The sequence below is a fragment of the Arthrobacter sp. MDT2-16 genome (genome assembly GCF_054510925.1).
In genome coordinates this window covers 126,848-148,257 of sequence record NZ_JBTNDP010000008.1, presented here as the reverse complement: position 1 = coordinate 148,257, position 21,410 = coordinate 126,848, and the positions used below count along the sequence as shown (strand labels likewise).

Genomic DNA, 21,410 nt, shown 5'->3' with positions numbered 1-21,410 from the left:
CGTCCATCGGTGGTCCTAGACGTCCCGCTTCTTGGTGACGATGAGGGACACCACGAGGAGCAGCAGCGACCACCCGCCCAGGACGAGGGCTCCCTGCCACTGGTTGAAGGCGCCGTCCGCGATGGTCGTCGCGACCATCTGCTCCCCGCCGGAACTGGGCAGGAAGCGTGCCGCGTCCACGACCCACTCGGTGCCGCTGCCGAAGATCGCCACGACGATCGGCAGGACCAGCAGGATGCCGATCGAGGTGACCACGCCGCCCGCGGTGTTGCGGATCAGGGTGCCGATCGACATCGCGAAGATGGACACGAGCGCCAGGACGGACCCGGTGTTGACGATGTGGAGGAGCACTCCGTCATCGCCCAGACCGAAATCGAGATCCGAGCCCGCAAGGATGGGCTGGGCGATGAAGTAGGCGATCAGCGCCGAGCCCGCACCGATCACGAAGGAGATCACCGCCATGATGAGCTGCTTCGCGAGGAGGGCGGGGGTCCTCCGGGGGACGGCGACCATGGTGGACCGGATCATGCCCGTGGCCCACTCCGACGCGATGAGGACCACGGCGAGGGAGGCCATCAGCAACTGCCCGAACGTGAGCCCCGACCCCGGGATGTCCCGGACGATGTCGTTCGGATCGGGAGCCCCCTGGGCCTGCATCTGCGCGGCCATCTCCGGGTCGCTCTGGGCCTCGAACAGGAAGGTGGTCTGCCAGGCCAGGAGGGCCGAGATGCCCACCATCAGCACGACGGTGCAGGCGATGAGGATGACGGTCGAGGGGACCGTGGTGACCTTGATCCATTCCGACTTCAGGACCCGGCCGAAGTTCACGCCCGGGCCCGGGTTCCGGTCGGGCCGAGGCCGCTGCAGGGCGGGGGCCGGTGTTGTCGACGTTGCCATGATCAGCGTCCTTCCGAGGGTGCCGCGGCCGGGTCGGCGGCGGTCGGGGTGTGGGAGTGGTACTCGACCTCGTTCTGGGTGAGTTGCATGTAGGCGTCCTCGAGGGACACCTGCAGCGGCGTGAGCTCGTACACGAGGACGCGCTCACGCAGCGCGATCTCCGCGATGCGGCGGGGTTCGACCCCGGTGATCTCGACCAGCTCCGGTTCGAGGACCTGCGAGGTGACCCCCTCGCCGGCGAGGCCGCCGAGGAGGTCCTGCGGGCGGTCGGCCCGCACCCGCACCCGCACCTTGCCCTGTCCGTCGATGATCGACTGGATGGGGGCGTCGGCGATGATGCGACCGCGTCCGATCACGATCAGGTGGTCCGCGGTGAGGGCCATCTCCGACATGAGGTGCGAGGACAGGAAGACCGTGCGGCCCTCGGAGGCGAGCCCCTTGGCGAGGTGGCGCACCCACTGCACGCCCTCGGGGTCCAGGCCGTTGACGGGCTCGTCCAGGATCACCGTGTGGGGGTCCCCCAGGAGCGCCGCGGCGATCCCGAGGCGCTGGCCCATGCCCAGCGAGAAACCGCCGACGCGCTTCTTCGCGACGGGACCGAGACCGGTGAGTTCGATGACGTCCTTGACCCGGCTGTTCGGGATGCCGTGGGTGGCCGCCATGGCGCGGAGGTGGTTGTAGGCCGAGCGCTTGGTGTGCACGGCCTTCGCGTCCAGGAGCGCACCGACCTCGCGCAGCGGGGCGGTGTGCTGGGCGTAGGCACGGCCGTTGACCGTCACGCCGCCGCCGCTGGGGTTGTCCAGACCCACGATCATGCGCATGGTGGTGGACTTGCCGGCACCGTTCGGGCCGAGGAAGCCCGTCACCTTGCCGGGCTGCACGGTGAATGAGACGGCGTCCACGGCGGTCTTCGCGCCGTACCGCTTGGAGAGGGCCTGGGCCTCGATCATGGTGCGTCCTTAGACTGGGGATGGTTCGGGGGTGTCCCGCGCCTGCGGGCCGATACCACCAACAGTAGGCCTGGGGCCGGTGACGAATCACCGGCCCCAGGGATGACCCCGAGGGGGAGCAGTACCCCTTTCGGACGATGCCGCTAGCGGCTGCTGATCAGGGTGTATTTCCTGACGCAGAGCGGCACGAAGATCACGAGCATCAGTACGGCCCCGACCAGGACGGTCAGCACCGCGTTCTGCATGGGCCAGACATCGGGGGCGGGGACGGTGCCGGTGTTGCCGAACAGCTCCCGGGCCGCCTGCACGAGGGCCGAGACCGGGTTCCAGTTGGCGAAGGTCTCGAGCGCGCTCGGCAGGTTCTGCGACTGCACGAAGGCGTTGGAGATGAAGGTCAGCGGGAACAGGATCATGAAGGACGCGTTGTTGATGACCTCGGGGGACTTCACGGACATGCCGAGCAGTGCCATCACCCAGCTGAACGCGTAGGAGAACAGCAGCAGGAGTCCGAGACCGGCCAGGAAGCTGCCCACGGACGCGTTGACGCGCCATCCCACCACGAAGCCGGTGGCCATCATGATCACCACCGACAGCGCATTGAGCACGAGGTCGCTGTTGGTCCGCCCGATCAGCACCGCGGAGGAGCTCATCGGCAGGGTCCGGAAGCGGTCGATGATGCCGTCCTTGAGGTCCTGGGCCATCGCCGACCCGGAGAAGGTGGACCCGAAGATCACCGTCTGCGCGAAGATCCCGGCCATGAGGTACTGCGTGTAGTCGGCACCCTCCACCTGGATGGACCCCCCGTAGATCTGGCTGAACAGCAGCACGAACATGATGGGTTGGAGGACGGCGAAGATCAGCATGTCCGGTGACCGCTTCAGCTTCGTCAGGTTGCGCTTGGTGACGGTCCAGCCGTCGGAGAACCACATGGACAGCTCCGACGGCGGCTCGGACGGGGCCGCGTGGACGGCGGACCGCCGGTTCTCGGGCTGCCTGTCCTCGGGTGCCAGGACGCTCATGCTGCCGTCTCCTTCTGGGTCGTTGCCTCGTCGACGTCCTCGGTCCGGTGGCCGGTGAGCGTCAGGAAGACGTCGTCGAGGCTCGGCCGCCTCATCCCGGCGTCGTGCAGGTCGATCCCGCTCTCGCCCAGATCCGACAGGATGTACTGCAGGGCGCGTGGCCCGTCCGTGACCGCCACCTCCACGGTGCGGCCGTCACCGCCGATGCCCGGCTCGCCGTCGCCGTGGCGTCCGAGGATCTCCCTCGCGGCGCCCGCATGAGCGGCATCGACGAGGGACACCACCACGCGGTGTCCGCCGATCTGGGACTTCAGCTCGTCCGCCGTACCCTCGGCGATGGTCCTGCCGCCGTCGATCACCGCGATGTCGTCGGAGAGCTGGTCTGCCTCCTCGAGGTACTGGGTGGTCAGGAGCAGCGTGGTGCCGTCGTTGACGAGGTCCTTGATGATCCCCCACATGGCCAGCCGGCTCCGGGGGTCCAACCCCGTGGTGGGCTCGTCGAGGAAGAGGATCTTCGGCTTGATCACGAGTGCCCCGGCCAGGTCGATGCGGCGTCGCATGCCGCCCGAGAAGCCCTTCACGGGTCGGTTGCCCGCCTCCGTCAGCTCGAACTGGTCGATGAGCTCCTGCGCCCTGCGCTTCGACTCACGCGGCCCCAGGTGGTAGAGCCTGCCCACCATCTCGAGGTTCTCGAAGCCGGTCAGGCCTTCGTCGACCGCTGCGTACTGGCCGGACACGCCGATGATGCGGCGGGCCGCCTTGGGATCGCGCAGGACGTCGATGCCGTCGATCTGCGCGGTCCCGGCGGTCGGTTGGATGAGGGTGGTCAGGATCTTCACCACGGTGGTCTTGCCTGCACCATTGGGCCCCAGGAGGGCCTTGACTGTTCCCCGGGGAACGGAAAGGTTCATGCCGTCGAGTGCGTGGACGGGCCCGCTCTTCGACGAATAGATCTTCTTCAGACCTTCTGCCTCGATAATCGCCATGCAACGAGGGTAGGACCGGCGCTCGGGCGGACCTAGGGGGTTCGGTCAGATCCTGTCCGCAATGTGACCTCGATCTGCGCAGGCCGCTCACGGGCGGCCGGCGCGACCAGGAAGGACGCCAGGACGGCGACACCGACGGCCAGCAGGGCGTTGCGGATGCCCACCGCGTCGCCGAGGAACCCGATCAGCGGCGGCCCGGCGAGGAACGCCGTGTAGCCGATGGTGGAGACCACCGAGACCCGCGCGGCGGCACGCTCGGGATCGTCCGCGGCCGCCGACATGCCCATGGGGAACCCGAGTGCAGCACCCGCGCCCCATAGGACGGCCCCGACGGCGGCGAGGGGAACGGTGGGTGCGGCGACGAAGACGACGAGCCCGGCGAGCGACGACCCGAGGCTGGCCTGCAGCACCCGTACCCGGCCGAAGCGGTCGATCAGGGGGCCGCCCAGGAAACGCAACGCGGTCATGGCGGCGACGAACACCGCGAACATGATCGCCCCGGTGCTCTCCGCGGTCCCGAGGCCGTCGACACTGGCCTTGGCCACCCAGTCGTTCGCGGCGCCCTCGGTCAGCGCGGCACCCAGCACCACCAGGCCGATCAGCAGCGTGCGGGGCTCTCCCCATGCGCCGAACCTCCGCGGGCGGGCGCCGTCGTGCGCCTGAGCGATCGTATCGCCGTCCGCCGTCGTCTCGGGCAGGAAGTAGCGCGGGGCCCGCAGGGAGACCACGACGCTGAGGACGGCCACGGCGACGAGGTGCGCGGCGAGGGACACGTCGACGGCGGACAGTCCCGCCCCGATGAGGGCTCCGACGAACGCCCCGCCGCTGAAGGCCGCGTGGAAGCGCGGCATGATCGTGCGCCCCACCCGGCGTTCGACGTCGGCGCCCTCGATGTTCTGCCCCACGTCCCACAGGGCGATGCCGCACCCGAACAGGAACAGTCCGACGCCGACCACCGGCACCGAGACGGTGGCCAGGCCGAGCGCGACGAGGGTCGCCGCCATCGCGGCCGCGGTCCCGCCGATACGCACGGTGTTACCGGTGCCGACGCGTGCCGCGAGAACACCTGCCAGGGGCAGGGACAGCACCGAGCCGACGGCGCCCACGAGCAGGAGGCCGCCCATCTGCCCTGCCCCCAGTCCCAGGGTGCCGGAGGCGGCGGGGATGCGTGCGGCCCAGCTCGCGAACACGAGGCCGTTGAGCCCGAAGATGGCGTAGGTGGCGATCATGGCGGCGCGGACGGCGGGGTTCACCCTGCCACCGTAGGCGGGCGCCGGTGTGTGCCACAAACGCGGAGCTCGGTGACCATGCGTCACTTGTCCACAATTTGTGGACAAACCTGTGGAAGGAGTTGTGGATGAGGCCGGTCAGCGCGCCCGGACCACCCTGCTCTCGTCCCAGACGGGCTCCTTCGTCTCGTACACCTTGCCGTCGGATCCGAAGACGAGGAACCGGTCGAAGCCGCGGGCGAACCAGCGGTCGTGGGTCACGGCCATGACGGTGCCCTCGAAGGCGTCGATGGCCCGTTCGAGCGCCTCCGCCGAATGCAGGTCGAGGTTGTCGGTGGGCTCGTCGAGCAGCAGGAGCGTGGCACCGGAGAGTTCCAGGAGCAGGATCTGCAGCCTGGCCTGCTGCCCGCCGGAGAGGGAGTCGTAGGGCTGTTCGGCCTGGGCAGCCAGCCCGTAGCGGTCCAGCACGGCGGAGGCGGCCTCGCGTCCCAGCCCCGACCGGTGCTCGTCGCCGCGGTGCAGGATGTCCACGAGGGTGCGCCCCAGGAGATCGGGGCGCGAGTGCGTCTGGGCGAAGAACCCGGGCCGGATGCGCGCGCCGAGCTTCACGGTGCCCTCGTGCGGCACGGCAGCGATGTCGACGTCGGACACGGGCTGGTGCTCCTTGTCCGGATCCGATCCGCCGGCCGCGAGCAGGCGCAGGAAGTGGGACTTCCCGGAGCCGTTGGAGCCCAGCACGCCCACGCGGTCCCCGAACCAGATCTCGGTGCTGAAGGGCTTCATCAGTCCGGTCAGTTCGAGCTTCTGCGCCACCACGGCGCGCTTGGCGGTCCGTCCGCCCTGCAGGCGCATGGACACCTTCTGCTCGAGCGGGATCGCCTCGGGCGGCCCTGCCTCGAGGAACTTCGCGAGGCGCGTCTGCGCGGCGTGGTAGCGGTTGGCCATGTCCGAGCGGAACGCGGCCTTGTTCTTGTACATGTTGACGAGTTCCTTGAGCTTGAGGTGCTCCTCGTCCCAGCGCTTCCGCAGCTCCTCGAAACGCGCGTTGCGGTCCGCGCGGGCCTTCAGGTAGGTCTCGAACCCGCCGCCGTGCGTCCACGACGACGCTCCGAGCGCCCCGGGCTCGAGCGTCACGATGCGCGTGGCGGCGTTGGCGAGCAGTTCGCGGTCGTGGCTGACGAACAGCACCGACTTCTTCGACTCGCGCAGCTTCGCCTCCAGCCACCGCTTGCCGGGGACGTCGAGGTAGTTGTCCGGCTCGTCGAGGAGCAGGAGGTCGTCGGGGCCGGAGAACAGCGCCTCCAGCACCAGGCGCTTCTGCTCACCGCCGGAGAGCGACGATGCCGCCCGGTACTGCGCGCGGTCGAAGGGGACGCCGAGGGCCGCCATGGTGACCTCGTCCCAGGTGGTCTCGAGCTCGTAGCCACCGGCGTCACCCCAGTCGGCGATGGCCTGGGCGTACTTCATCTGGGTGGGCTCGTCGTCGGCCTCCATCATGGCGAGCTCGGCCTCGTCGATCCGCTGGGCGGCCGCGGCGAGCGCGGGCGGCGCGGCGGAGACCAGCAGGTCCCGGACGGTCGTGTCGTCGCGTACCTGGCCGACGAACTGCCGCATGATGCCCATGGACCCCGAGCGGCTGACCGCTCCCTCGTCCGGGGCGAGGTCGCCGGAGATGATGCGCAGGAGGGTCGTCTTGCCGGTGCCGTTCGGGCCGATCAGGGCCGTCTTGTGCCCGTCACCCACCTTGAAGGCCACACCGTTGAGCAGTTGCCTGCCGTCGGAGAGGAAGTAGTCGATACCGGAGACGTCGAGATGAGCCACGTATCAAGTGTTCCATCCGCGCCCAAACCGGCGGTACGCCGGTCAGCGCCGGATGTCGCCCGGCATCATCCGGTATCCGACACCGCGCACGGTACGGATGAAGCGGGGGTTGCTCATGTCCTCGCCGAGTTTCTTGCGCAGGTTGCGGATGTGCACCTCGACGAGGTGGTGGTCCTGGCTCCAGCCGTCACCCCACACGCGATTGAGCAGCGCCTCCCTCGTCCACACGCGCTGGGCGCCCGTCAGGAGGGTCTCCAGCAGGTCGAACTCGATGCGCGTGAGCGCGAGTTCCTGCCCGTTAAGGGCGACGACCCGTCCCTCGACGTCCATGGTGAGATCGTTGTGGCGCAGCAGTCCGTCGTCCGCCGGCTCCTGTGGCGGCGCCATGCCGGTGCCGGTGCGCGGCCTGCGGAACATCGCCGAGACGCGCGCGGAGAGCTCCCGCGGGCTGAACGGCTTGCCGATGAAGTCGTCCGCGCCGATCTCGAGGCCGATCAGCCGGTCGATCTCGTCCTGGCGGGCCGTCACCATGACGATGTAGGCGTCACTGGAGGCACGGCACTGCCGGCAGACCTCGACGCCGTCGAGGTCTGGGAGGTTGAGGTCGAGGGTGATCAGGTCGGGCTGATGCTCCTTCAGCGCCGCGAGGCCGTCGAGTCCGGACGCGGCCTCGATGGTCGTGAAACCGTTCATGCGCAGCGTGGTGGAGAGCAGTTCGCGGATATCAGGATCGTCCTCGACGATCAGCGCCGTGCGCTGGGACGTGGGAACGGACATGGAACAAGAGTTCCACAGATCGGGGCTCCGAAGGCCGTGAACGGCCGGTTTGCTTGAACGAATCTTGAGAAACGGCACAGGCGCCCCCGTAGACTGCCCGGATGCATCCGACCACATTCAGCACCGTGCAGGTGGACGGCTGCACCGTCCGCATCCGCACGACGCCGGGACCAGAGACGCCCGCCACCGCCCGCAGCCCGTACGTCCTGGTCCATGGCCTGGGTATGACGCACCGCTACCTGGACCGCCTCCGGGCGGAACTCTCGGCCGACGCCGTCGTGCACTCCGTGGATCTGCCGGGGTACGGGCCGGATCCCCGGCCGCGGACCCAGCTGGGCGTCGAGGACCATGCGAGCTTCATCATCGAGGCGCTTGCCGCGCTGGGCGTGGAATCGTGCACGCTCGTAGGTCATTCGATGGGCGGGCAGTTCGTCACGGCGGCCGCCCTGAAGGAGCCCTCCATCGCCGAGCGGGTGGTCCTGATCGGACCGGTGGTGGACCGGCGACGACGCACCGTGGTGCAGCAGGGGGTCTCCCTCGGCCACGACGCCTTCCGCGAGCGCCCCTCCTCCAACGCGATCGTGCTCACGGACTACATCCGCACCGGCCTGCGCTGGTACCTGCGGCAGCTCCAGCCGATGATGCAGTACCCGCTGGAGCGGGCCGTCGAGCAGCTCCCCTGCCCCGTCCTGGTGGTGCGGGGCGGGCGTGATCCCGTGGCCCGACGCCGGTGGGGTCGCGAACTCGCGGCCCGGGCTCAGGACGGAACGCTGGTGGAGATCGACGGCCAGGGGCACGTGGTCCAGCACTCCGCGGCGCGTCCCGTCGCGGCGGAGATCATCGCGTTCACGGCGCGCACCAGCCCGCTCGGGGCCGGGATCTTGTCGCAAGCTTCGGACGGGACACCGGGAAAACTTGAAGATCGAAGTGCATGATGAAGGTATTGCGGCTGATCCCGTCCCCCTGTAGTAGCGGTCAGGCGCAAGGTCACGACACCCGGCCGGCGCTGGTCAGCAGTATCGGCCGGGTGTTTCAAGCCTTGGAAGGAAGATCGCATGTCTGAACTGGAAGAGTGGTCGACGAGCCGCCTGCTCACTACCGCTGCCCGCCTCGTGGACCACGCGTGGAACGAGAAGCTGCTCGACATCGGGATCACCCATGCCGGTTACACCACCCTCGGCGTGCTGTCCCGCCAGGGCACGATGACGGGCGCGAAGCTCGCCGTCGCCGTGCACGTCCAGGCGCAGACCATCGGCAAGACGATCGAGAAGCTCGAGCGACAGGGCTTCATCTCCCGCATCCGCGACAGCATCGACCGCCGCAGCCAGCGCATCACGATCACCGCCGCGGGCCTCGAGGCCCTCAACCGGGCCGAGCACATCGAGCGCACCCTGATGGTGGGCGAGGGACTCGAATCCTTCGAGCTCCGCAGCCTCCTGCGGGGCATCGTCAGCGAACTCGGCCCGCAGCGCCAGAGGCCGGCAGCCGCCGTCGTCTGAGCACCCCGAGCACTTTTCAGCGGTGGAAGCGGCCGTCCCTCCGGGGGCGGCCGTTCCTCGTTCGGCCCCGGTGACCGCATCACCTGCGCGGCGGCGTCGAGGCTGGCCTCGTCGTCGCCGGCGAACACGATGTCGGCCCCGGGGATGATTCCCCGGTATGCCTCCCCGCCGCGTGACCGTTCCACAGCGCGCTCATCCTGATGCAGGCCCACGACAGTGTGTCGCTGCTGTTCGGACGTCGTTTGAGAACCATACTCATTGTCGCTAACGTTGGCGACAACGCTGGTCACGAGTATGAGGGTAGGTATGTGCGGTGAGTCTTACCCTCGATGGTCTGTCCGTACGGGTCGGTGACCGCCTGCTCCTGAAGGATCTGTCCCTGTCAGTTGCTCCCGGTGAAGTGGTGGCATTGATCGGATCATCCGGGTCGGGTAAGTCGCTGACCGCCGCAGCCATCACGGGATCTCTTCCGGGAAGCGCACGGGCCACGGGTCACCTGGAGATCCAGGGTCAGGACGTTCCTCTCGCCACGAGGTTTCGCCCGGGGTTGGCCGCTGTGCGTCAGGACTCCCTCACTGCCCTTCATCCGCTGGTGCGGATCGGTCGGCAGCTTGTTCCTGTTCTTCTCCGATCAGGTGCCGCCACGACCCGGGCAGCCGCGATGTCCCTGGCTGCGTCCACGCTCGGGGATGTCGGGTTCGCCGATCCGCTCCGCGTCCTGCAAAGCTTCCCGATGGAACTCTCCGGCGGCCAACGGCAGCGTGTCTGCATCGTTCAGGCGCTGGCCTGTCGGGCGTCGTTCCTGGTCGCGGATGAACCGACCACGGCCCTTGATGTCGTCTCCCGGCAACTCGTACTCTCAGCCCTTCGGAAGGCAGCAGACGCCGGTGCAGGCATTCTGCTCATCACCCATGACGTCGCGGCGGCGGCTTCCTTATGTTCGCGCGCTGTAGTCATCGACGACGGAACCGTGGTCGACCAGGGTTCCTTCGCTCACCTCGCCGGCAGTACCGCTCACCCTCATGCACGTGCGCTGATGGAGTCAGCAGGGGACGCAGCCGCTCGTGGAAGCATCGCGGCCGTATGACCCCCACTCCTACCGCAACTCTCACAGCGCGGGACATACGACTGTCCCTGTCGCGGCCCGGGCAAGCCTTCCGCAGGAGTGTCTCCACCGAGATCCTTCACAGGGTGTCGCTGGAGGTCTCCAGTGGCAGCAGCGTAGGGTTGGTGGGCAGCTCCGGTTCCGGCAAGTCGACTCTCCTGCGCACACTGCTGGCCCTCGAGACACCGGATTCCGGGTCGGTGATGCTGCAGGGCCGGGTAATCCGCCCTGGCCCGTTGAAGTCACTGCGCTGGTACCGGCAACAGGTGCAGTACGTACCACAGGATCCGGCGAGCAGCCTCGATCCGCGGCTGACCGTGGACCAGCTCCTGCGCGAGCCCCTCGTCTGCCTTGGTGTCGACGGACAGCACCCGGCCCGGATCCGTGACGCACTGTCCCGGGTGGGGCTTCCCGCGACAGCTTCCGGGAAGCGGCCGTTCGAGTTGTCCGGCGGGCAGAACCAGCGTGTGGCGATCGCCCGGGCCCTCGTGGTCGGTCCTGCGATCCTCCTCGCGGATGAGCCCGTGAGCGGGCTGGACCTGCCGTTACGCAATCAGGTGCTCGATGTCCTGCGGATGCTGATAAGCGAGCACGACCTGGGGCTGCTGTTCGTGTCCCACGACCTCGACGCGATCGCCGCCGTGTGTGCCAGGACCGCGGTCCTCGCCGGCGGGCGGATCGTGGAGGAAGGCCCCACCGAGCGGATCCTGAATGATCCGCAGCACGAGGCGACCCGCGAACTCGATGCCGCACGACTGTCACCCGGTGCTGTCGTTCGATGACCGACAGCGCTCCTCCGAGGAACCACGCCTCGGCGTCCTTGCTCCTGCCCACTCAGCTGGTGTTCAACATCGGCTTCTACGCGGTCGTCCCTTTCCTCGCCCTTGTCATGAGCGAGGACCTCGGTCTTGGTGCCGCCGCGGTCGGCCTCGTTCTCGGGGCGCGGACCTTCAGCCAGCAGGGCATGTTCCTCCTCGGCGGGGTCATCGCCGACCGTTGGGGGCCACGCCGCAGCATCCTGACCGGCTGCATCATCCGCGCCACCGGCTACTTCGGGCTCGCAACGTCCGAGACCTTCTGGCCCTTCCTGCTCAGCGCCGTGCTCACCGGCATCGGGGGCGCTTTCTTCTCACCGGCCGTCGAAGGGCTCATCGGGACACTCGACCGCGCGTCGGTATCCACGAACGGCACGGGAGCGAAGGACGCGCCGCGACGGAACCTGTTCGCCTGGCTCGTGCTGTTCGGCGAGATCGGTGCTGTTACCGGGCCCCTTATCGGCATCGGGCTTCTACCCTTCGGGTTCCCGGTAGTCGCGGTATCGGCCGGTTGTCTCTTCCTCGCCGTCGGCGTCGCACTCTGGCTCCTCCTGCCGGGACACGCTGCCGGGACGGAGACTGATGTCGGGATCCGCGCCGGACCCGGGCGCGAGGGATCAGGGTTGCGCAGTGCATTCGCTTGTCTGCGGGATCGCCGTTTCGTCGCTTTCGCTGCGTTCTTCAGCACCAACCTGCTGGCCTACAACCAGCTGTACTTCGCGCTGCCCCTCGAACTCGAGGACGGCGGTTCCGGTGCAGGGGTGCTGGCCGTGATGTTCACCCTCGCATCGGTCCTGACGATCGCGCTGCAGCTGCCGATGTCCGCTCTTGCAGCCCGCCTCGGCCCAGCCTCGGCTCTATGTTCGGGCTTCATCTGCATCGCGGCAGGTTTCGGAGCGATCGCCCTCCTCGGCAGTACCGGGATGCATCTCGTGCCAGGGCTTCCGACCATGACCGGGCCGATCACACTGGTCATCCTCCTCAGTCTCGGGCACATGCTCGTCGGACCCGCCGGTATGCAGCAGGTCCACCGCTTCGCCGGTCAACGGTCTTTGGGCGCCTATTACGGTCTCCTTGCCAGCTGCGGGGGCATCGCCGTACTGGTTGGCAACAGCCTGACCGGTGTCCTCCGCGACACCCTGGGCGGTGCCTCCGGGTGGGCCCTCCTGATCCTCCTGGCAACTTTCAGCGCGGCGCTGCTGCCCCGCTTCCTCCCGACCGCTCCTGCACGTCCTGCACCGCCCGCACGTTCCTCATCCCGGGTTCTTCCGCCCGTTCTCGATCAGAAGGTTCAGCCATGACGCACCGCCGCTCCCTTGCCCTCTTCGCCGTCTCGACCATCAGCTGCCTCGCGCTGACGGGCTGCTTCTCATCCGGATCTCCTGAGTCCGCCGGGGCTACGGGGAGCAGCGGTGAGGGGGGAGAGGAGCGGGTGTCGATCGCGATGCTGCAGCCGCCCCGCTCGGGCCTGACCCCGCTCAGCGATGATGCGTTCAAGCTCTCACGCTGGTCCACGGCCGAAACCCTCGTCGTCCTCGACGAGCTCGGGGAAGCGCAACCCTCTCTGGCCTCGGAGTGGGAACAGACCGCCCCCACGGAGTGGACGTTCACCATCCGCGACGGGGTGGACTTCCACGACGGCACCCCGCTGACCGCCGAGGACGTCGCCCGATCACTGACTGCCGCCGCGCAGGCGTCCCCCACACCGCGCATCCTGGACGGCGTGGATCTGACCGCTGTCGCCAGCGACGAGATGACCGTGACCGTGACGACTGCGGTCGCGGACCCGCTCGTGCCGCAGCGCATGTCCAGCCCCCAGCTCTCCATCCTGGCCGCCGACGCCTACGAAGGTGACGCCGTCGACCCGGTCGGCACCGGGACCGGTCCGTTCGTCCTGACCGCCGTCGACGGTACGTCGGGGGCGACGCTGGACCGCAACGAGGACTACTGGGGTGACGCAGCCGCAGCCGCAGGGATCGATGTGCAGTTCGTGCCGGACGGTACCGCGCGCGCAGCGGCCCTGAGGACCGGGACGGCCGACGTCGTGGAAGCGATCCCGGTGAGCCAGGTCGCGCAGATCGATGAGGACCTGGTGTTCGAGGTACCGATGCCGCGAACGAACACCCTGTACCTGAACACCGGATCGGGGCCGTTCGCGGACCCCGCGGTGCGCGCTGCGGCCCGGGAGGCCATCGACCGGGCGACCATCGTTTCGAACGTGTACGAGGGCCGGGCGGACATCGCCGAAGGGCTCCTCGGCCCGGCACTCCCATGGGCGGCAGAAGAACGCGACGATGACTATCAGGCCATCCTCGAGGATCGGCCCGCACCTGCCACGGTCGATGGTGTGCGGATCAGCCTCGGCACGTTCACGGATCGTGCGGAACTTCCCGAGGTCGCCGTACAGCTCGAGCAGCAGCTCGAAGCAGCCGGGTTCGTCGTCGAGCAGGACGTGCGCGAGTACCAGTTCATCGAGGCCGACGCCCTCGACGGCACGTTCGACGCGTTCATCCTGTCCCGTGCCACGGTCCTCGATTCCGGGGACCCCGTGGCGTACATGTACAGCGACTTCGCGTGCGAGGGGTCCTTCAACATCTCGCAGTTCTGCGACCCTGCCGTCGATGAGGCGTTGAAGACGGCGGCGGCGCTGCCGGCAGGTGCCGAACGACGGGACGCGATCATCGCCGCCGAAGCGGAGATCCTTGCCCGGGACGCTGCGATCCCGATGCTGCACGAGCGCGTCATCCAGGGCGAAGCGGCAGGCGTGGACGGCGCGGCCCGGGACCCTCGTGAGCGGACGCTGGTCACCGGCGACACCCGCATCGAGCAGTGACACGCATCCCCGCCAGGGTATTTCCCGCCAGTGCCGTCCTGGTAGGCCTGTCACGGGCGGGAGCGCTGCTGGCCGTCGTGATGGTGATCGGGATGCTGCCCTGGCTGTCCGGGCAGAGCCCGGAATACACGGTCCTTCGCGCCCGGTACGCCGACCTGGAAGCAACACCTGAATCACTGGCGATGGTCCGGGCCGAACTCGGTCTGGACCGGGGACCGATCCTGGTCTTCGTCGACTGGTTCTCCGGGATCCTCACCGGGGACTTCGGCCGGTCCTGGATCTCCAATTCCCCCGTGCTGCCCGGGACGCTCGGCGCCCTCGGTGTGTCGGTGACGCTCATGATCTGCGCCGGAACGGTCGCCCTACTGGTCGCCGGGCTGTTCTCCCTGCCTGCGCTCCTGCGCACCTCGAAGGGTGAACGCCGACGCGGTGCCGGCCTGCTGGCGACGACAGCGACAGCCCTGCCCGAGTTCCTGCTGGCGTCCCTGTTCCTGGTCATCGGCGCGGTCTGGCTCGGCTGGTTCCCGCCGTCGGGATGGCTGGGACTGCATTACGCGGTCCTACCCGCCCTGGCCATGGGCCTGCCCGCTGGCGGGCTGCTGGGTAAACTCCTGGCCGACGCCATCGGCTCCGCCGGGGATGAACAGTGGGTGTCCGCATGGCTGTCGGCCGGTTTCACCCGCGGCCAGATCGCGGTCGGGCTCCTGCGGCGGGCATTACCGACGGTCTCCAGCCAGGCCGCGCTGGTCATCGTCGGACTCACCGGCGGTGCGGTCGCGGTGGAGCGGGTCTTCGCGATCCCGGGCATAGGACGGGCGACCCTGGGTGCTGCCACCTCGCAGGACATCCCCGTGCTGCAGGCCGGCGTCCTCTCCCTCCTCGTCCTGGCGATCCTCGCCGGGATGGTCGCGGCACTGATCCGCCAGGTATTGCTCGGTCCTGCCGGGCGTCTGGGCGTCGTACCCGTCGCCGTCGTCCCTCCCGCATTCCGTCGTCGGGACCTCGCCGTGCCCCTGACAGCGGCAATACTCCTCGGGCTGCTCACTGCGGCCGGGGTCCTGCGTGATCCTTTCATCTCAGCCCATCCGCGTCTGGCACCCCCGAGCTGGGCCCTGCCCTTCGGGGCGGACGCCAGCGGGCGCGACCTGCTCGCACGGGTCGGACACGGCACCGTGTCCACCGTGGGCACAGCTCTCATCGTGGTACTGGTGTCCCTGCTGATCGGCATCCTGATAGGATCCCTGCCACGCCTGGGCACAGGGCCGCTCGAGGTCGCCAACGCCGCGCCGCCCGTGATCACCGGGATCATCGTCGCCGCGATCTCCGGGGCGTCCATCGGGGGCGCCGCCCTCGCCGTGGCGCTGGTGAGTTGGGCGCCCCTGGCCGCGCACACCTCCGCCCTGACCCTGCAGGCCCGGAGCCTGCCGTTCGTCGCCGTTCTCCCGGTCCTCGGCGTGGGACGCGCCCGAACCCTGACCCGGCACATCCTCCCGCACATCATCGGCCCCCTCTTCCGGCACGCCATGCTCCGCCTCCCCGGAACCGCCCTCGCCCTGGCAGCACTGGGTTTCCTCGGCCTCGGCGCCAACCCGCCCAGCCCCGACTGGGGACTCGTCCTGTCCGAAGGCATGGCCTACGTCGAACGCGCTCCCTGGGCCGTCTTCGCGCCGGCATCAGCCCTGATCCTCGCCTCCGTCCTGGCCGTCTCCGCCTCCGGGCTCACCCTCCCCACAAAGCCCCGTCGCCAGAAGAGGAACACCGTTGAGGAAGACGCAGCAGTAGTGGCCTGATCCCGTCTGGCACGCCGCATGAGGACGGCAAGGTCGCCGCCACGCTTGCATAATCACATGCATACGTGTTTATGTATTTGCATGACGGATGACGCTCAGCTCGAACAGGCAGCGGAGCTGTTCAAGGCACTCAGCACGGTATCCCGGCTGAGAATCCTGACATCCCTCGCCGGTGGTGAGGGGTCCGTGGGCTCCCTCGTCCAGTCGACAGGGCTGTCCCAGCCTCTGGTGTCGCAGCACCTGCGGGTGCTGCGCAGCATGAACCTCGTCACCGTCAGCAGGTCAGGACGCGAAGCGATCTACGCGCTGACCGACGAGCACGTAGCCCACGTCATCGATGATGCGATCGCCCATACGGTCGAGGCTTCACCGACGACGAACCACAGCCACTAGGCAGAGCCATCACATGCGCGGGCACACCCGCATCAAGGAGATCAGCATGAGCAACGAGATCAAGGCCGAGCACACCCTCGACGAGCACCAGCACGGCACCGCTGACTGCACGCACGAAACCGTACAGCACGGCGATCACACCGACTACCTCCACGACGGTCACCGCCACGCCGAGCACGATGGCCACTACGACGAGCACGACGAGCACGCCGAGCACAGCGTCGCCGACCACACCCACGGCGCAGAGGACTGCAACCACGAGGCCGTCGAGCACGGTGACCACACCGACTACGTCCATGACGGCCACCGCCACGCCGAGCACGGCGACCACTACGACGAGCACTAGGACACCCCTGCCCGCCTCGGACCGCCCTCAGCTCCTGGGGATCAGCACCGGCCCCTCACGGGTCCGGTGCTGAACTGTTCCATCTGGAAGCCTGGCGGTGGCGGGCCGTAGGGGGGTGCTCCGGCCCGCCGTATCTGCTTCTCCGTCCCGCAGTCCTTCGATCTCAGTGGTCGGTCAGGGCCAGGCGAATCGGAGGGCCGGATCCCAGCACGGCGGCTTCGAGGTCCTGTGGCAGTGCGCCGCCACTCTCTTCGGTGGGTTGCCACTGCTCCACCCAGTCGCTGAGGGTTTGCAGGCGCCCGGTGGAGTCGAGGCCACCCAGCCAGACGGAGGGGCCGGTGATGTCGGCACGCGAAGAGCGAAGCGCGATCACACCGACAGGGCCCTGGGCGCACTGGCCCAAGCACGGCGCGGAAACGAGTACGCCTCCCCGGGAGCGGGCGACGGCTGCTGCAAGATCAGTGCCACCGCACATACGGGTCAGTGCGGCGCATCGGTGACCCGCGCAGAGCGCTATGACGAGGCCGGCCGATTGCTTGCCGCTCCCATTTGCGCGCCTCGTCTCCGACGCCCCATCCGGTGTCGACCCCTGTTCCATGGGGTCATCCCTGCCGGGCTTTCATGCGCGGGTTCTTCCTGTTGATGACGAAGGTCCTGCCGCGACGTCGGACGATCTGGGCTCCCGGGACTTTCTTCAACGCTCGGAGGGAATTGCGTACTTTCATCATGCTCCTTCAGGGATTGCTGTCGGTGGTGATGGTGGTCAGGCCTGGTGAGGGGTGCTGGCAGCACCCGGGGATGGCATGGATCGGAGTTCCTCATCGGTGAGGGCGCAGGCATCGAGCAGGCCGGCGATGCCGGCGTCATCCAGGTCGTCACCGGTGAGGGCCAGGTGCGTGCCGCGGCACCACTCGCCGTGGCGCGCGTCAATGCTCCAAGCGCCGCCGTTCGCCAGTGCCACACGCGGACCAACCCCCTGCACGGCGACACGGGTATCGGGCATGCCTGCAATCCAGACGGTTCCGCGAACGAAACAGCAGCCTCGGGCTATCGCGCCGAGGGCGGTCCGGAAACGATCGGGATGCAGGGGTCTCTCAACGCGATGCTCAACGGTCCGAAACGGCTCCGTTGATGCCTCGGAGGCTGCCGCCGAGAACGAAGCCGATGGTCTCACCGGCGCCAGGACCATTCCCGGAAGGCTGCGGGTGCGGGCCTGCCCGTCATCATGTTCCCCAAGGCCGCCTAGGCCTGTCATGCCCGCAAGCGACACCATGGTGGCATGCGGGGCGAGTTCGCCGATGAGCTGCACGCCCCGCAGCAGGAGTTCAGGGTCGCTCGGCAGGAGATCGCTCGTCGCGGTCAGGACCGTGTCGGCGAAAAGGAACTCACCTATGAGGAACTCGCCCGGGGTCCGGGAGTCCTCGGGAACGGCGGTGTAGCCGGATGCGAACAGGGTGTGGTGGTCCCACAGCTGGTCCTCGACATCCTCGGGTCGGACCGCCAGTGCAACGGTGTCGATGGCGAAGGACCGCGGCGCCGCAGTGTTGAGGCCATCAAGAACGTTCTCGGCGGTGGTGCCAGGTGGCAGCCCTACGATCGCTCGAGTTGCACCTGCAGCGGCTAGACGGAGAAGAGCCGGCACGAGATCGAATCGGACGGTGCAACTCAGGCACCCATGCTCGAGCACCGTCGACTCGCGCTCCACCAACGCACTGTTGCGATGAACGCGACGTGTCACCACGCCGCCGTCGAGCAGATCGTGCAGAACGACGGGCGTGCCGGGCGAGAGATCCGCCAAGACCGACGCGGCGTTGTTGCGGCTCAGCGCATCGAGGGACGTGATGAGAACGAGGTGCATGCTCTCACTATATGAGAATCGTTCTCATATAGGAAGCGGGGTGATCGGGGTCAGTCGTGGCATGGAACGGCAGGACCGTGATCGTGTGAGCCGTACAGTCAGTGATCCGGGGACAACACAGGACGGTGTCGACGAAACTCTGATGGTGTTGCGCCCACTTGACGCTTGAAGGCAGTGCTGAAGGCGTAAGCGTTGTTGTATCCGACGCTGCGGCCGACGTCTGCAACTGTCGTGTCGAGGGAGTGGAGCAGGTCTCCGGCCAGGGTGAGGCGCCAGCGGGTGAGGTAGGTCATGGGTGGTTCGCCTACATCGGAGCGGAAGCGGGCGGCAAGTGATGCGCGGGAAGTATTCACTTGCCGGGCAAGGAGTTCCACAGTCCATGGTGCTGCGGGCTCGGCATGAAGATACTCGAGGGCGCGCTTCACCAGAGGGTCCTTGCTCGTGAGCCAGGTGGGCGTCCGAGGGTGGGTCGGGTCGTTGGCCCAGCTACGGATGGTGTTGATGACGAGTATGTCGAGAAGACGATCGATCACGACCTGAGACGCAGGGTCATCATTCGTGATCTCGCGCTCGAGCAGATCAAGGAAAGCGCCGTCGGCTCTTGCGTGCGATACGACGACCAGTCCGGGAAGGGCGCGAGCGACGAGGCCACCCGCCTCGTCCGGACGCTCATACGTGCCGATGAGAAGGGATGTTCCACCATCTGAGGTGTTGCCCCAGTGCCGGATGCCGTGCCTGAATTCATCTCGAAGATCACGACCATCAACAGTGGTGCACTGCTGACCGGGGCCGATCGTGATGGAGGGCATGCTGGCGATGTCATCTGTCACGCAGTATGGTTCTGGGCCCCGGATCAGGGCGACGTCACCTGCGGTCAACAGCATCTCATCGACCCGGGCCTGGCCGCGGGTGACGGCGACGATCGTCAGTGCGGCGTGATCGTCGACGCGGACGCCCCAGGGAGCACTCATGTGCATCGCCAGGGTGAAAGCACCCACAGCGCGAGGGCCGTCCAGAAAATGCGTCAAGGGATCCATGCTCATGAATGTAGACGATGACGAAGTAAGTCCAGCGTCTGAACCATTTGACGTCCAGCCAGTGGCCTATGTACTGGGGCTATGACAACTCTCATCCTCGGAGGGCCCGGGCGTTCTGGCTCACGGGTCTTCGACCGCCTGACCGTTACCGCTGCGCCGGTCCGGTTCGCATCACGTCGAACTGGTTTCGACTGGGACGACCGTGGAACCTGGGCGACCACTGTGCGTGGTAGCACGGCAGCTTATGTCTGCTTCACACCCGACCTCGCTTTTCCCGGAGTTCCCGCAAAAATGGAAGCCCTCGGTGTTCTGGCAGCACAGGCAGGACTCGAGCGGCTCGTACTGCTCTCGGGCCGGGGTGAGGAGGGAGCGAGAGCGAGCGAAGCGGCCCTGCGCAGTGGCGGCGTGCCGACCACAGTGCTGCGCTGTTCCTGGTTCCAGCAGAATTTCTCCGAGCATTTCCTCTCTGGACCCGTTCGTCGCGGTCGGCTGCGGCTGCCAGCACCTGATGTACCAGAAGCATTTGTCGATCTGGACGACGTCGCCGACGCCGCGGTGCTGGCCCTTACCCGATCGGCCCCACTCGATGCCACGTACGAGCTATCGGGGCCGGAGCTGCTGACCTTCGCGCAAGCAGCTGAAATCCTCGCTGAGGCATGTCGCAGGCCGGTGACCTTTGAATCGGTCGATGTTCCGACCTTCGTGGAGGATCTCGCCGCCGACGGGATACCAGCCCAAGAAGCCGAACCTCTGGCACACCTCTTCACGGACATCCTCGACGGCCGCAACGCTTCACTCACTGACGGAATCCAGGTCCTCCTCGACCGTCAGCCTTCATCACTGCAGACCTACGCGCAACGCACCGTCGAAGCCGGAGGTTGGTCGTGATCCAGGTCGCCACAGTCGTGGGCGCAGGTCTTCTTGGCGGCGTGTACGCAGCTTTCTCCGCAATGGTCATTCCCGCGCTACGACGCCTCGACGATGAAGGTGCCACCGCCGCAATGATCCAGATCAACAGGAAAGCAGAACGCGGACCCTTCATCGTGATGTTCGGAGTCGCCGCCCTGGCAGCCACCGGTTCCGCCATAACCGCAGCACCCCGAGGAAACACCATCGAACTGGTCATCGCGGGGGCATCCCTGGCGAGCACCATCGTAACGATGACAGTCAATGTCCCACTCAACAGGCGACTCGAACGAGACGGTTCAACTTTCTGGAACGTTTACAGCCACCATTGGACGACCGCGAACACAGTGCGCGCCACACTCGCCGCTACCGCTGTACTCACTGCTGCTACACACTGGTCCCCCACCTGAATCGGGAACGCTCAGAAGCGCTCCTTATGTCCCATACGAGATCAGCGGTTTCAGCCAGTCATCGCAGCACCACCTGGTCCTGCCTCCCAGTGCGGGATCGCCTAGCGGGCGGGCGTGTTGGGGGCGTGGGCGCTGAGGAACGATCGCGGCGAGGCGTTCGGGCAGGTCGAGTGTCGGGCCGAGCCCGTCCAGGGGTGAGCTCATGCCAGGCGGTGCCGGACCTGCTGGGCAGCAGCCGGATGAAGACGGAACTCGTATGCCCATACGACCGTGAACGCAGTGAGGAAGACCGTAACCAGCCCGGCGATGTCGCCGAGCCACATTCAGATGGCAGTGGAGGCCTCATCATCGGCTGCGGACTGCCCACCGCCGGCAGGACACTCGCCGCCCCCGACCTCGACTCGTACCTCATCCGTGGATCAGACCGGGTCTTCTCGGAAGACCTCTGAGGTCCCGACGCCGAGGTCCTGTAGGGGATGGCCCTATGTTCTTCGTTGCACTGGAACCACCCCTGAGCCTGTTGATTCGAGGAACGCCGCTGCTCCTGCCCTCGCCTCCTGTGATGGGCGATCACCTGCGTTCCCGATCCCCGCATCGTTCCGGGAGTCCCGGACGGTGCGACGAGGTGTCAGGAGCACAAGCCGAATGCCGACCGCCTCGGCCGGACCTGGTCGGTTCGGTGGATGTGCGACGGTGTACCGACCAGGCACGCGACAGGTCGCTCGGCTGGCAACCTGAT

22 protein-coding genes are annotated in these 21,410 nt (G+C 67.6%); 11 read left to right on the top strand and 11 right to left on the bottom strand.

Annotated features, from left to right (window positions below; genetic code table 11):
• Positions 1 to 15: 15 nt before the first annotated feature.
• From ACX80N_RS14480 to ACX80N_RS14450, 7 genes are all read right to left on the bottom strand, one after another.
• A complete protein-coding gene (locus ACX80N_RS14480) occupies positions 16 to 897 on the bottom strand; it encodes an ABC transporter permease subunit (protein WP_157940242.1) in 882 nt (293 codons plus the stop codon).
• 2 nt (positions 898 to 899) lie between these two features.
• Positions 900 to 1,847 carry an ABC transporter ATP-binding protein gene (locus tag ACX80N_RS14475; protein ID WP_105032112.1) on the bottom strand — a complete coding sequence of 316 codons (948 nt, stop codon included), beginning with the start codon at positions 1,845 to 1,847 and terminating at the stop codon, positions 900 to 902.
• Positions 1,848 to 1,990: 143 nt separating this feature from the next.
• Positions 1,991 to 2,776 (bottom strand): ABC transporter permease, encoded by a 786-nt coding sequence (locus tag ACX80N_RS14470; protein WP_459340013.1) that lies wholly within the window; start codon positions 2,774 to 2,776, stop codon positions 1,991 to 1,993.
• A gap of 86 nt (positions 2,777 to 2,862) precedes the next feature.
• Positions 2,863 to 3,852: an ATP-binding cassette domain-containing protein gene (locus ACX80N_RS14465; protein WP_459339950.1), complete on the bottom strand. Its 990-nt coding sequence runs from the start codon at positions 3,850 to 3,852 to the stop codon at positions 2,863 to 2,865.
• A gap of 32 nt (positions 3,853 to 3,884) precedes the next feature.
• Positions 3,885 to 5,081 (bottom strand): MFS transporter, encoded by a 1,197-nt coding sequence (locus tag ACX80N_RS14460; protein ID WP_459340012.1) that lies wholly within the window; start codon positions 5,079 to 5,081, stop codon positions 3,885 to 3,887.
• 138 nt (positions 5,082 to 5,219) lie between these two features.
• A complete protein-coding gene (locus tag ACX80N_RS14455; RefSeq protein ID WP_105032114.1) occupies positions 5,220 to 6,902 on the bottom strand; it encodes an ABC-F family ATP-binding cassette domain-containing protein in 1,683 nt (560 codons plus the stop codon).
• Positions 6,903 to 6,944: 42 nt separating this feature from the next.
• Positions 6,945 to 7,679, bottom strand: coding sequence for a response regulator (locus ACX80N_RS14450; RefSeq protein ID WP_459339949.1), 735 nt, complete (start codon positions 7,677 to 7,679; stop codon positions 6,945 to 6,947).
• A gap of 101 nt (positions 7,680 to 7,780) precedes the next feature.
• Between ACX80N_RS14450 and ACX80N_RS14445 the strand changes: the two genes are divergently transcribed.
• The 9 genes from ACX80N_RS14445 to ACX80N_RS14405 all read left to right on the top strand — a co-directional run bounded on the left by ACX80N_RS14445 (position 7,781) and on the right by ACX80N_RS14405 (position 16,460).
• Positions 7,781 to 8,614, top strand: coding sequence for an alpha/beta fold hydrolase (locus ACX80N_RS14445; protein WP_459339948.1), 834 nt, complete (start codon positions 7,781 to 7,783; stop codon positions 8,612 to 8,614).
• 120 nt (positions 8,615 to 8,734) lie between these two features.
• Positions 8,735 to 9,178 carry a MarR family winged helix-turn-helix transcriptional regulator gene (locus ACX80N_RS14440; protein WP_105032117.1) on the top strand — a complete coding sequence of 148 codons (444 nt, stop codon included), beginning with the start codon at positions 8,735 to 8,737 and terminating at the stop codon, positions 9,176 to 9,178.
• Between the two features lie 313 nt (positions 9,179 to 9,491).
• The gene (locus ACX80N_RS14435) at positions 9,492 to 10,265 is read left to right on the top strand and encodes an ATP-binding cassette domain-containing protein (protein WP_459339947.1); all 774 of its coding nucleotides are present in this window, start codon (positions 9,492 to 9,494) and stop codon (positions 10,263 to 10,265) included.
• The gene (locus ACX80N_RS14430; RefSeq protein WP_459339946.1) at positions 10,262 to 11,065 is read left to right on the top strand and encodes an ABC transporter ATP-binding protein; all 804 of its coding nucleotides are present in this window, start codon (positions 10,262 to 10,264) and stop codon (positions 11,063 to 11,065) included. Before ACX80N_RS14435 ends, ACX80N_RS14430 begins: the two co-directional genes overlap by 4 nt.
• Positions 11,062 to 12,399: an MFS transporter gene (locus tag ACX80N_RS14425; protein ID WP_459339945.1), complete on the top strand. Its 1,338-nt coding sequence runs from the start codon at positions 11,062 to 11,064 to the stop codon at positions 12,397 to 12,399. The genes ACX80N_RS14430 and ACX80N_RS14425 overlap by 4 nt, the downstream gene beginning before the upstream one ends.
• On the top strand, positions 12,396 to 13,931 hold the full coding sequence (locus ACX80N_RS14420) for an ABC transporter substrate-binding protein (RefSeq protein WP_459339944.1): 1,536 nt from the start codon (positions 12,396 to 12,398) through the stop codon (positions 13,929 to 13,931). The genes ACX80N_RS14425 and ACX80N_RS14420 overlap by 4 nt, the downstream gene beginning before the upstream one ends.
• Positions 13,928 to 15,721, top strand: coding sequence for an ABC transporter permease subunit (locus ACX80N_RS14415; protein ID WP_459339943.1), 1,794 nt, complete (start codon positions 13,928 to 13,930; stop codon positions 15,719 to 15,721). The genes ACX80N_RS14420 and ACX80N_RS14415 overlap by 4 nt, the downstream gene beginning before the upstream one ends.
• An 81-nt stretch (positions 15,722 to 15,802) precedes the next feature.
• Positions 15,803 to 16,114 (top strand): ArsR/SmtB family transcription factor, encoded by a 312-nt coding sequence (locus tag ACX80N_RS14410; RefSeq protein WP_459339942.1) that lies wholly within the window; start codon positions 15,803 to 15,805, stop codon positions 16,112 to 16,114.
• A 46-nt stretch (positions 16,115 to 16,160) separates the two neighbouring features.
• Complete coding sequence (locus ACX80N_RS14405; protein WP_459339941.1) at positions 16,161 to 16,460, top strand: hypothetical protein; 300 nt, start codon at positions 16,161 to 16,163, stop codon at positions 16,458 to 16,460.
• A gap of 163 nt (positions 16,461 to 16,623) precedes the next feature.
• On the opposite strand, the gene ACX80N_RS14400 is transcribed toward ACX80N_RS14405, so the two are convergent.
• The 4 genes from ACX80N_RS14400 to ACX80N_RS14385 all read right to left on the bottom strand — a co-directional run bounded on the left by ACX80N_RS14400 (position 16,624) and on the right by ACX80N_RS14385 (position 19,361).
• Positions 16,624 to 16,833 carry a hypothetical protein gene (locus ACX80N_RS14400; RefSeq protein ID WP_459339940.1) on the bottom strand — a complete coding sequence of 70 codons (210 nt, stop codon included), beginning with the start codon at positions 16,831 to 16,833 and terminating at the stop codon, positions 16,624 to 16,626.
• 229 nt (positions 16,834 to 17,062) lie between these two features.
• Positions 17,063 to 17,185: a type B 50S ribosomal protein L36 gene (gene ykgO / locus ACX80N_RS14395; protein ID WP_459339939.1), complete on the bottom strand. Its 123-nt coding sequence runs from the start codon at positions 17,183 to 17,185 to the stop codon at positions 17,063 to 17,065.
• A 38-nt stretch (positions 17,186 to 17,223) separates the two neighbouring features.
• Positions 17,224 to 18,318: a GTP-binding protein gene (locus ACX80N_RS14390; RefSeq protein WP_459339938.1), complete on the bottom strand. Its 1,095-nt coding sequence runs from the start codon at positions 18,316 to 18,318 to the stop codon at positions 17,224 to 17,226.
• A gap of 98 nt (positions 18,319 to 18,416) precedes the next feature.
• Positions 18,417 to 19,361, bottom strand: coding sequence for an AraC family transcriptional regulator (locus ACX80N_RS14385; RefSeq protein WP_459339937.1), 945 nt, complete (start codon positions 19,359 to 19,361; stop codon positions 18,417 to 18,419).
• Positions 19,362 to 19,436: 75 nt separating this feature from the next.
• Between ACX80N_RS14385 and ACX80N_RS14380 the strand changes: the two genes are divergently transcribed.
• Both ACX80N_RS14380 and ACX80N_RS14375 read left to right on the top strand, forming a co-directional pair.
• Complete coding sequence (locus ACX80N_RS14380) at positions 19,437 to 20,243, top strand: SDR family oxidoreductase (protein ID WP_459339936.1); 807 nt, start codon at positions 19,437 to 19,439, stop codon at positions 20,241 to 20,243.
• Positions 20,240 to 20,671 (top strand): anthrone oxygenase family protein, encoded by a 432-nt coding sequence (locus ACX80N_RS14375; RefSeq protein WP_459339935.1) that lies wholly within the window; start codon positions 20,240 to 20,242, stop codon positions 20,669 to 20,671. The genes ACX80N_RS14380 and ACX80N_RS14375 overlap by 4 nt, the downstream gene beginning before the upstream one ends.
• The last annotated feature ends 739 nt before the right edge of the window (positions 20,672 to 21,410 follow it).

Bases quoted from the DNA above. Each gene is read 5' to 3' on its own strand.
- ACX80N_RS14480 (WP_157940242.1), bottom strand. From the start codon at position 897: ATGGCAACGTCGACAACACCGGCCCCCGCCCTGCAGCGGCCTCGGCCC.
- ACX80N_RS14475 (WP_105032112.1), bottom strand. From the start codon at position 1,847: ATGATCGAGGCCCAGGCCCTCTCCAAGCGGTACGGCGCGAAGACCGCC.
- ACX80N_RS14470 (WP_459340013.1), bottom strand. From the start codon at position 2,776: ATGTGGTTCTCCGACGGCTGGACCGTCACCAAGCGCAACCTGACGAAG.
- ACX80N_RS14465 (WP_459339950.1), bottom strand. From the start codon at position 3,852: ATGGCGATTATCGAGGCAGAAGGTCTGAAGAAGATCTATTCGTCGAAG.
- ACX80N_RS14460 (WP_459340012.1), bottom strand. From the start codon at position 5,081: ATGATCGCCACCTACGCCATCTTCGGGCTCAACGGCCTCGTGTTCGCG.
- ACX80N_RS14450 (WP_459339949.1), bottom strand. From the start codon at position 7,679: ATGTCCGTTCCCACGTCCCAGCGCACGGCGCTGATCGTCGAGGACGAT.
- ACX80N_RS14445 (WP_459339948.1), top strand. From the start codon at position 7,781: ATGCATCCGACCACATTCAGCACCGTGCAGGTGGACGGCTGCACCGTC.
- ACX80N_RS14440 (WP_105032117.1), top strand. From the start codon at position 8,735: ATGTCTGAACTGGAAGAGTGGTCGACGAGCCGCCTGCTCACTACCGCT.
- ACX80N_RS14430 (WP_459339946.1), top strand. From the start codon at position 10,262: ATGACCCCCACTCCTACCGCAACTCTCACAGCGCGGGACATACGACTG.
- ACX80N_RS14425 (WP_459339945.1), top strand. From the start codon at position 11,062: ATGACCGACAGCGCTCCTCCGAGGAACCACGCCTCGGCGTCCTTGCTC.
- ACX80N_RS14420 (WP_459339944.1), top strand. From the start codon at position 12,396: ATGACGCACCGCCGCTCCCTTGCCCTCTTCGCCGTCTCGACCATCAGC.
- ACX80N_RS14410 (WP_459339942.1), top strand. From the start codon at position 15,803: ATGACGGATGACGCTCAGCTCGAACAGGCAGCGGAGCTGTTCAAGGCA.
- ACX80N_RS14405 (WP_459339941.1), top strand. From the start codon at position 16,161: ATGAGCAACGAGATCAAGGCCGAGCACACCCTCGACGAGCACCAGCAC.
- ykgO (WP_459339939.1), bottom strand. From the start codon at position 17,185: ATGAAAGTACGCAATTCCCTCCGAGCGTTGAAGAAAGTCCCGGGAGCC.
- ACX80N_RS14390 (WP_459339938.1), bottom strand. From the start codon at position 18,318: ATGCACCTCGTTCTCATCACGTCCCTCGATGCGCTGAGCCGCAACAAC.
- ACX80N_RS14385 (WP_459339937.1), bottom strand. From the start codon at position 19,361: ATGAGCATGGATCCCTTGACGCATTTTCTGGACGGCCCTCGCGCTGTG.
- ACX80N_RS14380 (WP_459339936.1), top strand. From the start codon at position 19,437: ATGACAACTCTCATCCTCGGAGGGCCCGGGCGTTCTGGCTCACGGGTC.